Source organism: Clostridium sp. 1001271st1 H5 (genome assembly GCF_005845215.1).
GTDB lineage: Bacteria > Bacillota > Clostridia > Lachnospirales > Lachnospiraceae > Enterocloster.
The window spans coordinates 1-13,257 of the sequence record NZ_SPHO01000015.1; the positions used below are offsets into that span (position 1 = coordinate 1).

The window sequence follows — 13,257 nt, forward strand, 5'->3', positions numbered from 1 at the left end:
CCCATCGTTTTTTCATTGTCACAGGCCGCCCGGATCATTTTGGACAGCAGCATCAAATCGTCGATGTATTGGGAGTACACGCAGAACACATCCTCGTCAGAGTCGAAGTGAAACAGATCCACGCCGCTGTTATTTTCCTCGAACTCCTGGATCACGCCCCGGACCAGCCGCTCCCAGTCTCCGCTGCTTCCAGTCAGTCCCAGCCGACGGAATACTTCCGTCCGGAATCCATTGTTGATTTTCAGCAGAAGGGAGAGCGCATAGGGGTGGTGGGGAATGAGAAAGAATGGCGCAATCTGCTCCGGCTTCACCCAGATTTTGAAGGGCGGACGCGGGTCAGGTATCCAGGGCAAGATTTCCCATTCGTCCTCCGGCCGGTTTCCGTATTGGCAAAGGTCTTTCATAGTGTTCTCCTTTGTTCTGTCACATTTTTAATCCTGCTCTCGATAACTGGCTTCAATGTCAATGAACCGCACATACACGGCGCAGATTTTGCCCTTGGCGTCATACCCGAAGTAGACAGGATAGTAACCATCCCCCCAGCCGGAGGCAAAGATGGGCAGGTTGCAGTCCGTGCCCGGCACTGTCCAGTTGAGCCAGTCGCCGCAGTCCCCCTGATATTTGGGGTAGGCTTTGGCGTTTTCTTCCAGAAGATCGCAGAACAGGTCGTTGTAGGGGTCGATGTCCGGGTCTTCTTCTAAACGCTTGGCCCAGTATGCCTTGAAGGCCGCCTGGGTCTGGATGTCCGCGACACAGCCCATCCCGGCGTCTACGCCAAAGCCAAAATACTCGTCCTCTCCCAGTTCCTCGTCCAGATCCTCGTTGCCCACCATGCCCAGCTCATAGCGGACAGGCTTTTCCTGAGAAACCTCCACCTTGACGCAGGCATAGCGGTCGCCGTATTGTTCGCTGGGCACCACGCAGATTTTTACGGGATAAGTTCCGGCGGGGATCGTTTGAAGGAACGGCAGAGTGTCCTCCAGTTCCACCAGCGGATCACAGGCGAAAATCTGCCCGGTGGGGAAATGGACGGTGCCGATGTCCAGCACATCCACCGCCATGTTCCCAATCACTTTCTCTGTGAAATGGGCCTCCAAGTCATCTTTACAGGTCAATTTATCCTTGATTGCTTCGTATTTGTTCAGCCATTCAGTTGTAGGCATATCAGTTTCCTCCTGTTGATTCTGTTTCTTGATGTACACACTCTTTGAGCCGTCCCAATAGCAGTTCACACACCGGCCATCCTGAAAATGATGGTCACAATTCGGGTAGCCATAGAGAACATGGGCACATTCTGGCACAGCCCCATCATCTGTGAGGAGCCTTTGAAAAACAGGCTTCCGCACTCATCACAAAGGGCCAGTTCTTTTTCTGCCATAGGGTTCACCAGTCCCGTTCCCGGATGGCCTCCTCGGTGTCAATGGGGATGCCAAAACACTCCAGAATGTAGGCCACGGTTGCCGCAATACATTCCCGCGCCACCGTTTCGATCTCGCTGTCGTTCTCGTCAAACTCCTCCTGGAGATCATTGATGCCGCAGACCGCCTCGTCCAGCGTTTCCTGCACCACTTCGGTGTCGGTTTCGCCGCTCTCCAACAGGTCAATGACCTTCTGAAGCTCGTCTTTTACCTTGTCCACCAGAAAAGTGGGATAGTAATTGTCCTGATACATCTCGTCCAGCAGTTTGTAATTGGGGTCAAATGTTTTCATAGGGATTGCTCCTTTCTTCGTGCTCGGCAGTCATGCTCAACTCGATCTCATCGTCGCTGTAAATTAAGTAGAGCCCATGAGGGGCCTTGCTATCGAAATGCAGTTCAATTTCATGATATTTGAGGATCAAAGGCTTCCCATCACTTCTCATGGTGGAAACAGCATCGGGCTTACCGAAGATTTCTATGACCTCATCCTGTGACATACCAAATTTCAGCGGTGAAATGTTCTGGGGATTCTGCAATATTTGATTGCGCCAAATCGTAAAGTCCTGTTTCATAGTTTTCCGTCCAGTGCCTCAACCGTTTTCATGGCAGCGGAATCAAATTTGCACTGCCGCAGTTCCCGTTCGATCAGGGCAAACACATCCGGAAAGCACTCAATCTCATCCTGGTACTCATATTTCGCATACAATTTCCCGTACTCGGAGATCCAGACCTCCGCCGGGTAGTAGTAGCCAATATGACCGATAGGCTGGCATTTTTCACCGGCAGCCTGTTCGATCTCTGCCAGTTCACAGCCGGACATATCCCGGAAATAGGCGTCCTCCAAATGGTTTTTGATCCCATTGACCAGGTAAGGGAATAAAGCAAACTCAAAGTCAGCTGCCCATTTCAGCTTTTTCTGTGCCAAGTACCACTCGCAGCACAGGCCGAAATATTTGCGATAAAACCGCTGGGTGGTCTTCATCATCGGGACGCCATGATCGGCGTAATACTGCTCCGCAATGGAGATGTCCACACTGCGGCCTTCGTACCACCCGGCGTACTCCATCAGCTGCTTAACCTTGCTGCCCAGATCGCCAGAGATAGGGATGCGTTCTTTGATCATGGTAGTATCCTCCTGTTTTTCGTCACCACAGCCGATCGATCTGGGTATATATCTTATTCGGTTCTCTGTCCGTAAAACTGGTCAATGCGTCGGTGGGTTCTGCAAGCGGCATCACATTCAAAATATCCAGTACATAATACCAGACCCCAGTGTCCCAGTCTCGGAACCGCCCATTGCAGACAGCTCGACCATAATCACCAGGAATCAAATCCAGTGCCAGCTCATTGAGAGGCTGTTTCTGCCCGGTCTTATCGTAGGTATATCGCTCCGGTATCGCCCCGATGTGCCAATCATTGCGGTAACGCACATGGATTCCGGGCTCCTGCTGAATCAGTTCGAAAGGGTGAAGCCGCATTGTGCCATTCGGCTTCCATTCCATCAGCCTACGACAGTCCCTATCGATCTGAAATCCATCGGGCCTCTGTATGATAGATGCAAAGTGAGTAGGCAGACCAAAAGGATAATAGGAGAAGAAGTCTTTCGGCAGACGCATGGCTCTGGGATACTGGTTCCGCTGTGCGGCCGCATTTCCGCCCCGGCAGTCTTTATACCATTGCAGGCGGATCTGCTGAACCAGAAGTGTGGGCAGATGCTCCAACTGATGCTTATTCTGTTTCATCGCCATACCTCCTTCCTTGATAGATCCCTCCAATGGTCTTCCATGTTTCAGGCATTTACAACTCTGCTGCAAACTCATAGGAAACCGCAATGATGTTGTAAACATCATCGTATGTAAACAGCCGGTAGTGCCGATAGATGCCTTTGTCAAAGTCCTCCCGCACTGGCAGAGACTTCAGCCAGGTGCTGTCCTCAATTAAATCGAAGGAACTGCCATCCAGATACTCCGTCCCAGCCATATTTTCATAGGTGTCCAATTCACAGGTAAAATAGGCCAGCACCTGCCGGAAGGTGAGTGTATAGGGAAACCAGTCTTTTTCGTCCCTGCACTGGGAGATTAGATGGCCATTGATGTCCCCCGTAAAGGTCAGATTGTTCAGAGCATCCTGTTTCACCTGATCCAGATAGATGCAGTCCCGTCCCTTCAAAACACCTAAGCAGGTATTAACAGCAGTCGCTTTTTCCATAGACAACTCCTATCCCTCAATGTTGGCAGTTTTGAGGCCCTTTTTCAAGGAGCCGTAGATCGTCACCGCATGGTCGGTGAACATCTCGTCGCAGTCAAACCAGGCGGTGAAGCTGCCACCGGAGGTGACGGACAGGCTCGTCAGGCTGATCCGTCGGGCCAATTCTTCCTCTGTGATGGGGTCGGTTTCCGGATTGCGGGGGGGTTCCTCATCCTGGGAGAGCCAGTTGTTGGCCAGCTCGGTCAGGTTCTTGGCCGCAAGCTCTCGCATGGCCTTGTCCCAAGTTTCACAGTCGGCCAGCAACTTCTTGGCGGCACTGCGGGCGCGGGTCCAGGAGGGCTTGCTCTCCGCATTGACCTCAAGGGAAAGAAGCACATCCTTTCCGCGCCACTGGATCTCACCCTCAAAGGCATCATGGTCCTTGTCCAGCTCGAGCTTTCCCAGCACCTGGTCCTGGATCACCACCGGCTTGTGGCACTCGTCCAGAACGGCCTGAAGTTCCGGGCAGTCCTCATGGGTCTTGACCACCTCGGAGATACACCAGGGCCACGCCACCAGATCCTTTGCCCATTCTTCTTTCATCCGGCGGATTTTCAGGCGGCAGATCTGCTCGTTTTGAAAGCGTCCCCAGCCCTTTTCACTGTTGCGCTCCTCGTCGGTGACTGGCCACTCCAGCCGCTCCTCTTTGGTGGTGACCTTGCCGGTGTCACAGAACACCATGCCCAGCGTCACAACAGTCATTTGCCAAAAGTTGCCCCTGTTGTTATATCCGCCCCCGATGCAGCGATTGATCAAAGCGACCACTTCCTGCTCCTCGGACTCGTACATCTCATAAAATTCTTCAAACATAGATCATTCTCCTTATTCCTCAAACTCGCCCTCAATCATCCCGTTCAGATACCGGCCGGGATCTGCGATGAAGTCATCCCATTTGGCCAGAGAGTGGAATTCCTCATGCTCGATGTCCAGATACCACAGCTTTTTGTCCCTGGGGCTCCACAGCAGCAGGTAGTCGCTGTAATTGTCCATGGCCGCCATGAGGGAGAGCAGCTTCTTCCGTTTCCAGGTCATCTCCTGCACATCCATGTAGGCGTACAGCTCCGCCCATTTCACCCATTCCTGCTCCGGGAATTCCAAACGCAGGGGGCCGGTTTTCAAGTATTCCACCAGCTTGGCAGGCAGCTTGTAGGGCATAAGCTGCCGGACCTTTTCTTGTTCGTTGTGCCAGTCCTCCGGCTCCAGCGCCTTCAGGTAGTCGGCCATCTCTTGATTCTTGTTTTGAACTGCCACACTGTAAGGCCGGTCGCCGTATTTGTTAACAAGGGTGATATTCGCTCCCTGTTCCACCAGCCAGCGCACCATGGAGAAATTGTTGGAGCGGGCGGCCTCGGTGACAGGGGTGGAGGCGTAAGGGAACACCATGTCCGGCTTGTGGTAATTGATGTCTGCCCCTTTTTCCAGAAGCAGTCGGGCAAGTTTGGCATTGCCCTCGGACACAGCGGCCCGGAATGCCTCGCCGCCAAACTTATCCACTGTGATCCCAGCCTGCTCCAGCACCGGGATATTCTCCGGGCGCTTGCCCCAGCGTACTTCCTGAAAGGCCCGCTCTTTCTGCTTCAGGCTGAGTTTTGCAGCCTGTCCAGCAAAGAGCGCCACCACCTCCGGCCCACAACAGCGGGCAGCGGTAAGCAGCAGGGGCTGTTCCTCTGCCAGACCGGGATCAGCTCCATGCCCCAGTAGGAAGTGAATCATGGGCACATCATTCCTAAAAACCGCGATCTCCAGTGGTGTGAGTTTGATATACTCGCTGAGCTGAATGGGGTCATCTAAATCCAGACCGCCCTGGAGCAGTACCTCCAGCTTGGAAGTGTCATAGTCACAAATGGCGGCAGCCGTTTCCGGGAGGGTCTCCCAGCGGCCAATATATGCAATTTGGTACATAAGGCACCTACTTTCGTTGTTGTTTCACTTTATAGGGAACGGTTCGGCCCAGCACCCGGCCCTTGCCAACGGCATTGGCTCCCTCATAGATCAAAAATTCCGCATTGTTTTCCAGCGGGGCATAGTCAATGGTATCTGGATATAGGGGTTGGGCATTTCCCAAAGCTGGTGTATCAAATGTACACTCGGTTCCGTCCAGAAAGCATACACCCAAATATTCTGTAGTTCCTGTGACCACAAAATGGGGACAATACTTTCCGCTGACCAGGCTGGGTGGTATTTTTCGTTTGCCGCTCCAGAAGATGACCTCCACATGGAGCACCGCCCGGTTTTCATCTGTCCCGATCACGCTGTCGCCCTCCTTTATCCCGTCATCTGGCTGCGGTATACTCAGGCCAGCTCTGCGTCCAGGATCTGGACTGGTTTTCCTTTCTCGTTCACATAGTAAAGGGCGATATAGTCGATGCCGTCCCGCTTGGCCTGCTCCCACGGCATCCGTTCACCGTTGATCAGTTCCACGGTATCCGCCTCATCCGGTTCAAAGTTCTCTTTTTCGTCCTCATAGTCAATGCTGTACCCCAGCTCCAGCACCAACTTGGAGGCGGGGATCTCATACCGCTTGAGGGGGCGGTGCTCCAGCTCGGATGGATCATGTTCATCGCAGAACATATTGTCGTAGCCATGCCGTCCACCGTCAAAGATGACGAACTCCTCGCCGCTCTCCGGGTCACGGGCTGTCACCAGTCCGGGGGCCTCGTCGCTATCTATGATATAGGATTGGGGTTCTCCTTTCACCGTGAGCAGATCTCCGTAATACCAAACCTCCAGCAGTTCATTGCCGGTGGTGGAACAAAGTATCACGGTGGGCAAACGCTTCTCCGCCCATTCTTTCACATGGCCGATGAGCCAGGTGGGATATTTCTCAGTCATCATAGTCTTTCTCCTCCTATTTCAATTTCAGCACAAATCCCCAGATACTCACCACAATCAAGAGGACACCCAGCAGAAAGAAAACCACACGCCGGTATCCTCTGCTGTGTCGATGGGCATCCCGCGTACCAGTGGGGTCGCAGAGCCAGTTCCAGTTGCGGATCGCTCCAAACAAAATCACGGCCCCGATGAGCACCGAGGCAATGTACCAATGCTCTTGTAAAAATGCTGTGATCTGTTCGCTGTTCATTCTACTTCCTCCTCACGCAAATACCTGCTGGTATTTCTCTTTTCATACTCTTTTCAAACAATAAAAAAGCCCCACGCCGCACTGTCATAAAGACAGGCTGACGCAGGGCATGAAGAAGCCGCGTTGAAGGAGCCGCATCCACCAGCAGATGTAGTTTCTTCAACAACCAAAATATTTTTTTCGTATCTTAAAGCAGCAAATTGCTGTCCAATATATTTGTTCATAGCGGCACCATTTGTTCTGAGCGTAGTTTTATATCTTATTATATCACAGCACCCCTTCAATGAAAATATTTTGTTGGAAATGCTAATGAAAAATTTTTGTGAATTTGTTAAGGCGCAGGGGCTGTTATCTCCATAGTGTCTGGATGGATCAGAGTGATTACTTTTCCCTGATGCAAGGCATAGTTGACTGTCTGTGCTGTACCTGAGCGCAGCTTTTTCTGATTATCAAACACACCGATGATGTACTCTGCATGATCGACCATATAGTAATTCCTTTTTTTTATAACTGGAAACATCCGCAGAATGTGAAATAACAATAGAATCGTTTGCGTTTTGGATCAGCTTTTTCAATCTATGTTTACTCTGATCCGGCCATTTAGAGTCATAGCCGATAAAGGGAACTACAACGATAATTTTAATATCCTCGTATCCCGTTTGTGCTCTCAATGTCAGCAGCTGTTCTCCAGCCCACATATCCACACCAAGAGCACCGCCGACAAAAAAAGTACGGACAAATTTCTCGTCATGGAGTATCCGAAACTGCTCCAGGAGACATTCTTTTAGTTTTTGGCATAGGGGATCTTCCTCATTATATCCAAAGCAAAATCTTGTTGGTCTGTGGCCGGTAATGGCGCAGGCATACTGATTCATATAAATCACCCTTGATAACTGCCGTGATTACGCATATAAAGCAAAAATAACGCAAATAATAATGCGTATAAAGGTCATATTACAAAATTATAACACAACACATACGAAGTATCAAGAATTGCTTTCTGCTATGCTAAAAGAGCAGAGAGGTGAGCGTATGGACGAAGAATTTATCCGCAATCGAATCACAGAATTACGATTGAAAAAAGGCGTTTCAGAATATCAGATGAGCATGGAGTTAGGGCAGAACAGAAGCTATATTCAGGCGATTTCTTCTGGGCGTTCTATGCCGTCTATGAAGCAGTTTCTCAACATCTGTGAGTATTTTGAAATCACGCCGCTTCAATTTTTTGATGCACAGGAAAATAACCCTCAGCTTATCAAGAAGGCTTTAGACGGAATGAGAAAGATGTCAGATGACGATCTGATTATGCTGATTGGTTTTATAAGTCGCTTAAACACAGAAAACTAACGATAGGAGGCAGTAAATGTCCCGTCGTTAGTTTTTTATTTTATGCGCAGCATATTGTGGCAAGCAATGCTTGTGGCTATCCATTTCGCCACAAACTGCTTGTTGAGGGCAGTGCCCCCAAGCCCCTTTGAACACAGAATTTCATTCTGTGGCTGCGCGTTCTGCGAACGCTTTTGACCAGGACCAGCTTATCGCTGGCCGTGGTCTTTTTCTTTTTCAACATCCTGTTCTACCTCCATTTTCAGCACCCGATCCACATTGGCCTTTGCAGTTAAAAGCTCCCGCATTTCCTCACGGGAACGCCGGTACTCGGCATAGGTCTTTTTCTTTTCTTCCAGCAATTTCGCATACTCTGTCTGCAACTCTTTGACCTTGGGCAGCTTCTTGACGCCCATCTCATCAAAGGCATTCTTAGCAGCCTGGTGGAGCAGAATTTCTTCCTCATGTTCCTCCCGGAATTTCTTAGAGTAGCCTGCCTTGCGGTATGCCACATAGACCTCACGGGTCTTGGCATAATTTACAATGTGAGTACGCAGAACAGCAATCTCTGCCATGCGCTTTTCAGCCGCTTTGATCTGCGCCGAAAGCTCATTGTGATGTGCCGTGGCAGCCGCAGCCTTTTCTTCCAAAACCGCATACTCCAGCAGGTTATTCTCTGACAAGTAATTCATGGTCTGCGCCATCTGCTTGAGGTTGAACACCTTGGCCCATCGAGCATAGCCAGCACCTTTTCCAGCCTGCAATTTTGCCTGAATGTCCACCAGCAGATTGACCTTCTGCGTCTCTGCCTGTGTAACTATTTTCTTTCGTGGGGTATGCGCTTTCTTCCCGGAGAGAACCGCCTGCAAATCATCTAATCCATATCCTTCGCCCAGGCTGTCCATTCGGGCGGCTTTCTCACAGCCGGGGAGTTTCAAACGATACGATTTTCCGCGCTTTGATACTTCACAGCCGGACTCTTTTAGCAGCTTCAGCAGTTCCTCAAAATTAGCAGGACTTTGTGATAATGCGTTGTCAATCGCTACACGCAGCAGCTCTCGGTGAGAGGGCTTTGCCTGATCGCCCAGCCACTTGTTATAGCTCTTTCCGTGAGGTTTCGGATTCTCCACAATGGACAGTCCGTTTTCGACGCAGATGGTGTCACTTAACTGTCGGACTGCCTTGGTGCTGCCCCAAAAGTTTCGGAATTTCCGGTCATATTCTAAGCTGACCGATGACCAGATAATGTGATTGTGAATGTGCGACTTGTCTATGTGGGTGCAGACCACAAAGGCATGATTGCCCTTGGTGAATCGCTTGGCAAATTCCACACCCAGCCGATTGGCTTCCTCCGGTGTGATCTCACCGGGGCGGAACGACTGGCGCACATGATAGGCGATCACATCATCCGCACCTCGCACTCGTCCGGTCGCGGCAAGGTACTGCCGCTTTGCCAGAAGGAACTCTGCATCCGCAGTCCTGCTGTCACACGCATAGCCGGTAATGAGCCTGCCATTATCTGTTTTTTTGGGATTGGCCACATAGTCGATGATGTCACTGATCGCCCGACTTTCTGTGCGGCCCTTGCCGACATGAAGCGGCATGATTCTTGTGGTTGCCATAGGTCAGACCTCCTTCCCGAAAAGAAAACGGCCTGCCATAGCAGACCGCTTTCACTATTCTATAAAACTTTCTTCATCGAAAAAATTGAACTCATCATCTTCTAAGTGTCTTGGTGGAAATCTCATTTCATATTGCTCTTGCGCCAATGCACGGACATCAGGCCGCCTATCCTTTAGTCGATTTTTCAGCCAGGACAACTGCTCTTTCGATAGCCTCCATGGAAGATTCAAAAGACGATTCAGTGTCATCAGTTCAGCCTGCTTTTCTGCTGGTAGCGAAGCACAGGATTTACAAATGTGGGATGCATGACCTTTGCCTGAAAATTTTTCGTTGGCTTTGTATTCACCACAAACTTTACAATAGTGTCCATGCTTTTTCATAAGCTGATGCCCTTCTCGCAAAGAACATATAACCTGCGAATTGCTTTCATAATCACATCCCATTCCAAATCAGAAGCATAAGAAAACTTTTTACGGTATGCCTCCCAAAGTTTTTGCATAACCGAATCATTTTCCACTTCGTCAAAAACTTCTTCAGCCTGGTTAAGATACTTCTCCGATCCCCGTTTATGAGCAGTTGCCAGAAGCGCATCATGTAAAATTTTCGGGTTCAGCGTGGTTCCATGCAGCTGTTCTAAAATGTAAATATCGTAGAAATCTCTCATGCGGGTATTGGTTGTGGTTCTAGTAATAATGGTTTCCAGTTTTTCTGCCAGCACAGTTTCTAAATTATAAGCCCAAATATCAATGGAGCGATCTTCCAGCATAAGTTTGAATGAATACCGAACCTCTCTTGGAGTGATTGCATCTCCCGTAGAAATATCAATTTTCAAAGGGGTCACTACACCATCGAATGTTGTACTCATGCTGACACGAATCCCCGGATACTCTGCTTCATCCATAATCTCCGAAATACTTTTCAGCTGAAATTTAACACCATCATCAATCGGAACAGTTACGATTGATGAAATTAGATTCTCAATATCCTCCACATTAACATTAGCTCCTTTTATGGTTGCATCCAAATCCATCGTAGAGCGGGCATCCAATCCAACCATAGCCGCTACCAACATACCACCCTTTAAGATAAACTTATCACGATACTCAGAAAGAGAAATACGCTCCAAAAAACGCTCCATCATGTAGTTCCTCATTAAAATCTGAGCATCTGCGGATTTTTCTCTGGAAAGGTTTCGTATTAAATCTTTAAGCTGCCTTGCTGTTTTTATCATAAAAGTACCTCCAAATACTGTCGTAAAATTTTTTCCACCTTGAACATCCCAGCATATTGCATTAAAGCTCGCAGGTTCTTATCTTTTCTACGGGCATACGCTTTCAGTGCTCCCTGAAAGGTCTGAATTTCAATTCTGCTACGGCTTCTGAGCAAATCACAGATCGTTCGCTCCATATCATAAACCGGCACAGTATGCCCGAACGGAGTTTTCGCTGTTGTAAGTCCTACATCATGTAAGTCTGCTTTAATCGTAAAAACTTGAATGCCTTCTGCTTTCATTTTGCTTGGATTGCATCCAGTTTTGACCGTAACTGTATATTCTATTGGTTCACGGTCTGTCAGATCGTGAAAAAATAAAGCTGTTTCATGTGAAAATACTGCTTGTTCAAATCGCAAATGAAGCAGATACATGGCATCCACCCAGGAATCTTTGGACAGATAAATCCCATGTGCGACTCTATCCAAATCTCGTGAACGCACATAATCATAAAATACCGGCTTTGAAATTCCAGAAGATACGACCTGCGATGTTCGCAGCATTCCTTCTTGTGCTGTTAGCATCTGATCCAGCTGTTCAAATTGTCCCATCATGTCACTTCCTTTCGTACTAATATTATATTCAATATTAGTTCAAAAGTAAAGTCGTGGATATAAAATTCCTTTTCCCAAATTTAACAGACGGTGTCTGGCATTTTTATGGTTTTGCGTATTTTTATCCATAAACCAACTCCTGAATTGCAAATTTCAAACTCTGCACCTTGCCCAGTAGCCAGATTGCAGCCAGTGGCAGCCCCATCGGGCTAATCAAAAATGCCATAACCAGCAAAATCACACCATTCTGCGGGGAATAGGTAATAAGCACAGCCACGCCAAGCAGAGCAATTACAGTGCTGAGCAGACCAAGCACCAGACCGGATATGTAGATCAGCCCCGTGCAGAGCCAGACAAAAAGCGTCAGCACCAAAATGACCGGTGCAGTTATAATCATCAAAAGCCCTTTCAAAATCTTCATGTTATTTCCTCCTTGCAGCGTTCTTGGTATCTTTTCTAATCATATTATCCGGCATGGGCAGGCAAAAGACAAGGATACCGATAAAAAGAAAAAGCGGAGAGAGGAGCAGCGAAGTAATGCCGTTCCTCCCTCCGCAAATGGAGTATCTATCCCTGTTATAAAAGTTTGGAAAGCTGGGTAAGAATTTCCTCTACGCCCTCCCATAACTGTTCCTGCCGCTGGGATATATCCTCCAAGTCAGCATCATAAACCCGTCCAGTCTCATGCACTTTACGGGTCAGCTGGTTTAAGTTGTTGCTGCTTCGGCGCATCAGGGAAACAAGCTCCTTCAACTCCGGCAGCTCCAGCTTGACTACATACCCATCCAGCGCCATTTTTCTTAGATAGGCTTCACGGTTGGAGGTTCCAAACTGAGACATTTTTTGCTCAATCACAGCAAGCTCCTCCGCTGAAACTCTAAAGTTTAATTGCATATCCCGCTTACGCTTTGCCATAGTTATCGCTCCGGCTCCCGTTTCTTCGGGGCGGCAGGCTTATGGGCAGGCAGCTCCTGTTTGAGCTTATCCCGTACTGAGGGGCGGGACGGTTGCAGTTTTTCTCCCTGAGTACGGCTGCGCTGCTGTTCTACACGCACCAGATCAATAAAGCCATCCAGCACAGCAGGGTGGCTGTTTAAGGCATAACCACAACGGACAGTTTCGGGATTATCGTTGGGAATGGTCTTAGCCCATTCTTTGTTGCGTCGGGAGTAGCGCCCATCCCAGTCCTGAAGCTGGACCGTGTTAGACAGAACCATGGACACACGCTCCATGCCATAGATCTCGATCACACCATTTGCCGCATCGTGGCTGAGATACATTCCGTCGAAGTGTTCCCGCACCGCCGCTTCAATGGACTCCTTGCATTGGAGATTTGCATTGTTGGAAGCCCGGTACTGCTCCAGCTCCCCATGTTCTCTCGCATAGGCGGCAGAATGGGGATAGACCGGTGTTGTTCGCAGTTCCTCTTTGGCTCTGCACACATCATCGGCACGGTTCTCAATGCTGTCCCGGATCACATCCATGTGACCGGTCTCCAGCTTTTCAAAGTAACGGTACACATCCGCCAGCGGAGAGGGAGATTCCAAAAGTGCCTGAGCCTGGGCATCAGTCAGCTCCAGTTCCTCCATCGCCATCACAATGTCCTCACGAACCGTGTACTCATAGGTGTGGTGCAGGATTTCTTCCGGGGGCTGTCTTTTCAGCCAGTCCCGGAACTTGTCCTGTTCGGCAGCCATCTTTTCATAAAGGGCTGTATTCAGATCGTTAGTATTCATG

The 13,257-nt window shown here is 49.3% G+C and carries 20 protein-coding genes and 2 pseudogenes; 1 reads left to right on the forward strand and 21 read right to left on the reverse strand.

Translation table 11 applies throughout. From position 1 onward, the window contains the following. The 14 genes and pseudogenes from FGS84_RS20535 to FGS84_RS20595 all read right to left on the reverse strand — a co-directional run. A partial coding sequence (locus FGS84_RS20535) for an Imm51 family immunity protein (RefSeq protein WP_138310251.1) occupies positions 1-404 on the reverse strand: 404 nt, incomplete at its 3' end. Positions 405-431: 27 nt separating this feature from the next. Further along, positions 432-1,378: pseudogene (locus FGS84_RS20540) on the reverse strand (DUF4241 domain-containing protein). A 5-nt stretch (positions 1,379-1,383) separates the two neighbouring features. Next, complete coding sequence (locus tag FGS84_RS20545) at positions 1,384-1,710, reverse strand: DUF5713 family protein (protein WP_138310252.1); 327 nt, start codon at positions 1,708-1,710, stop codon at positions 1,384-1,386. Further along, entirely contained in the window at positions 1,697-1,990 is a 294-nt protein-coding gene (locus FGS84_RS20550) for a DUF3192 domain-containing protein (protein ID WP_006773013.1), read from the reverse strand. The genes FGS84_RS20545 and FGS84_RS20550 overlap by 14 nt, the downstream gene beginning before the upstream one ends. Continuing rightward, the gene (locus FGS84_RS20555) at positions 1,987-2,541 is read right to left on the reverse strand and encodes an SUKH-3 domain-containing protein (RefSeq protein WP_006773014.1); all 555 of its coding nucleotides are present in this window, start codon (positions 2,539-2,541) and stop codon (positions 1,987-1,989) included. The genes FGS84_RS20550 and FGS84_RS20555 overlap by 4 nt, the downstream gene beginning before the upstream one ends. A gap of 22 nt (positions 2,542-2,563) precedes the next feature. After that, on the reverse strand, positions 2,564-3,166 hold the full coding sequence (locus FGS84_RS20560) for a hypothetical protein (protein WP_039891433.1): 603 nt from the start codon (positions 3,164-3,166) through the stop codon (positions 2,564-2,566). A gap of 49 nt (positions 3,167-3,215) precedes the next feature. Next, positions 3,216-3,626: a hypothetical protein gene (locus FGS84_RS20565; RefSeq protein ID WP_006773016.1), complete on the reverse strand. Its 411-nt coding sequence runs from the start codon at positions 3,624-3,626 to the stop codon at positions 3,216-3,218. A 9-nt stretch (positions 3,627-3,635) separates the two neighbouring features. Beyond that, positions 3,636-4,475: a DUF2262 domain-containing protein gene (locus FGS84_RS20570; RefSeq protein WP_006773017.1), complete on the reverse strand. Its 840-nt coding sequence runs from the start codon at positions 4,473-4,475 to the stop codon at positions 3,636-3,638. A 12-nt stretch (positions 4,476-4,487) separates the two neighbouring features. Next, positions 4,488-5,567 (reverse strand): ankyrin repeat domain-containing protein, encoded by a 1,080-nt coding sequence (locus FGS84_RS20575; RefSeq protein WP_006773018.1) that lies wholly within the window; start codon positions 5,565-5,567, stop codon positions 4,488-4,490. A 7-nt stretch (positions 5,568-5,574) separates the two neighbouring features. Beyond that, positions 5,575-5,916, reverse strand: coding sequence for a hypothetical protein (locus FGS84_RS20580; RefSeq protein WP_006773019.1), 342 nt, complete (start codon positions 5,914-5,916; stop codon positions 5,575-5,577). Between the two features lie 41 nt (positions 5,917-5,957). Beyond that, a complete protein-coding gene (locus FGS84_RS20585; protein WP_006773020.1) occupies positions 5,958-6,500 on the reverse strand; it encodes a hypothetical protein in 543 nt (180 codons plus the stop codon). A 13-nt stretch (positions 6,501-6,513) separates the two neighbouring features. Continuing rightward, complete coding sequence (locus FGS84_RS20590) at positions 6,514-6,747, reverse strand: immunity 17 family protein (RefSeq protein WP_006773021.1); 234 nt, start codon at positions 6,745-6,747, stop codon at positions 6,514-6,516. A 53-nt stretch (positions 6,748-6,800) separates the two neighbouring features. Then, on the reverse strand, positions 6,801-6,971 hold the full coding sequence (locus tag FGS84_RS30995; RefSeq protein WP_166434156.1) for a hypothetical protein: 171 nt from the start codon (positions 6,969-6,971) through the stop codon (positions 6,801-6,803). A 107-nt stretch (positions 6,972-7,078) separates the two neighbouring features. Next, positions 7,079-7,622: pseudogene (locus FGS84_RS20595) on the reverse strand (SLOG family protein). Positions 7,623-7,779: 157 nt separating this feature from the next. Here FGS84_RS20595 and FGS84_RS20600 point away from each other — a divergent pair. Continuing rightward, a complete protein-coding gene (locus FGS84_RS20600) occupies positions 7,780-8,094 on the forward strand; it encodes a helix-turn-helix transcriptional regulator (RefSeq protein WP_002576937.1) in 315 nt (104 codons plus the stop codon). 188 nt (positions 8,095-8,282) lie between these two features. On the opposite strand, the gene FGS84_RS20605 is transcribed toward FGS84_RS20600, so the two are convergent. The 7 genes from FGS84_RS20605 to FGS84_RS20635 all read right to left on the reverse strand — a co-directional run bounded on the left by FGS84_RS20605 (position 8,283) and on the right by FGS84_RS20635 (position 13,256). Beyond that, the gene (locus FGS84_RS20605) at positions 8,283-9,695 is read right to left on the reverse strand and encodes a relaxase/mobilization nuclease domain-containing protein (protein ID WP_006773026.1); all 1,413 of its coding nucleotides are present in this window, start codon (positions 9,693-9,695) and stop codon (positions 8,283-8,285) included. Positions 9,696-9,749: 54 nt separating this feature from the next. Further along, on the reverse strand, positions 9,750-10,076 hold the full coding sequence (locus FGS84_RS20610; protein ID WP_006773027.1) for a hypothetical protein: 327 nt from the start codon (positions 10,074-10,076) through the stop codon (positions 9,750-9,752). Further along, positions 10,073-10,927 (reverse strand): nucleotidyl transferase AbiEii/AbiGii toxin family protein, encoded by an 855-nt coding sequence (locus FGS84_RS20615; protein ID WP_002595844.1) that lies wholly within the window; start codon positions 10,925-10,927, stop codon positions 10,073-10,075. The genes FGS84_RS20610 and FGS84_RS20615 overlap by 4 nt, the downstream gene beginning before the upstream one ends. Then, a complete protein-coding gene (locus FGS84_RS20620) occupies positions 10,924-11,520 on the reverse strand; it encodes a type IV toxin-antitoxin system AbiEi family antitoxin domain-containing protein (protein WP_002595843.1) in 597 nt (198 codons plus the stop codon). The genes FGS84_RS20615 and FGS84_RS20620 overlap by 4 nt, the downstream gene beginning before the upstream one ends. 121 nt (positions 11,521-11,641) lie before the next feature. Next, complete coding sequence (locus FGS84_RS20625; RefSeq protein WP_006773028.1) at positions 11,642-11,941, reverse strand: CD1845 family protein; 300 nt, start codon at positions 11,939-11,941, stop codon at positions 11,642-11,644. 155 nt (positions 11,942-12,096) lie between these two features. After that, entirely contained in the window at positions 12,097-12,435 is a 339-nt protein-coding gene (gene mobC / locus FGS84_RS20630; RefSeq protein ID WP_006773030.1) for a plasmid mobilization relaxosome protein MobC, read from the reverse strand. Positions 12,436-12,437: 2 nt separating this feature from the next. After that, the gene (locus FGS84_RS20635) at positions 12,438-13,256 is read right to left on the reverse strand and encodes a DUF3849 domain-containing protein (protein ID WP_138310253.1); all 819 of its coding nucleotides are present in this window, start codon (positions 13,254-13,256) and stop codon (positions 12,438-12,440) included. Position 13,257 lies beyond the last annotated feature (1 nt).

Bases quoted from the DNA above. Each gene is read 5' to 3' on its own strand.
- mobC (WP_006773030.1), bottom strand. From the start codon at position 12,435: ATGGCAAAGCGTAAGCGGGATATGCAATTAAACTTTAGAGTTTCAGCG.
- FGS84_RS20585 (WP_006773020.1), bottom strand. From the start codon at position 6,500: ATGATGACTGAGAAATATCCCACCTGGCTCATCGGCCATGTGAAAGAA.
- FGS84_RS20625 (WP_006773028.1), bottom strand. From the start codon at position 11,941: ATGAAGATTTTGAAAGGGCTTTTGATGATTATAACTGCACCGGTCATT.
- FGS84_RS20635 (WP_138310253.1), bottom strand. From the start codon at position 13,256: ATGAATACTAACGATCTGAATACAGCCCTTTATGAAAAGATGGCTGCC.
- FGS84_RS20555 (WP_006773014.1), bottom strand. From the start codon at position 2,541: ATGATCAAAGAACGCATCCCTATCTCTGGCGATCTGGGCAGCAAGGTT.
- FGS84_RS20615 (WP_002595844.1), bottom strand. From the start codon at position 10,927: ATGATAAAAACAGCAAGGCAGCTTAAAGATTTAATACGAAACCTTTCC.
- FGS84_RS20620 (WP_002595843.1), bottom strand. From the start codon at position 11,520: ATGATGGGACAATTTGAACAGCTGGATCAGATGCTAACAGCACAAGAA.
- FGS84_RS30995 (WP_166434156.1), bottom strand. From the start codon at position 6,971: ATGAACAAATATATTGGACAGCAATTTGCTGCTTTAAGATACGAAAAA.
- FGS84_RS20605 (WP_006773026.1), bottom strand. From the start codon at position 9,695: ATGGCAACCACAAGAATCATGCCGCTTCATGTCGGCAAGGGCCGCACA.
- FGS84_RS20570 (WP_006773017.1), bottom strand. From the start codon at position 4,475: ATGTTTGAAGAATTTTATGAGATGTACGAGTCCGAGGAGCAGGAAGTG.
- FGS84_RS20550 (WP_006773013.1), bottom strand. From the start codon at position 1,990: ATGAAACAGGACTTTACGATTTGGCGCAATCAAATATTGCAGAATCCC.
- FGS84_RS20565 (WP_006773016.1), bottom strand. From the start codon at position 3,626: ATGGAAAAAGCGACTGCTGTTAATACCTGCTTAGGTGTTTTGAAGGGA.
- FGS84_RS20560 (WP_039891433.1), bottom strand. From the start codon at position 3,166: ATGGCGATGAAACAGAATAAGCATCAGTTGGAGCATCTGCCCACACTT.
- FGS84_RS20575 (WP_006773018.1), bottom strand. From the start codon at position 5,567: ATGTACCAAATTGCATATATTGGCCGCTGGGAGACCCTCCCGGAAACG.
- FGS84_RS20545 (WP_138310252.1), bottom strand. From the start codon at position 1,710: ATGAAAACATTTGACCCCAATTACAAACTGCTGGACGAGATGTATCAG.
- FGS84_RS20600 (WP_002576937.1), top strand. From the start codon at position 7,780: ATGGACGAAGAATTTATCCGCAATCGAATCACAGAATTACGATTGAAA.
- FGS84_RS20610 (WP_006773027.1), bottom strand. From the start codon at position 10,076: ATGAAAAAGCATGGACACTATTGTAAAGTTTGTGGTGAATACAAAGCC.
- FGS84_RS20590 (WP_006773021.1), bottom strand. From the start codon at position 6,747: ATGAACAGCGAACAGATCACAGCATTTTTACAAGAGCATTGGTACATT.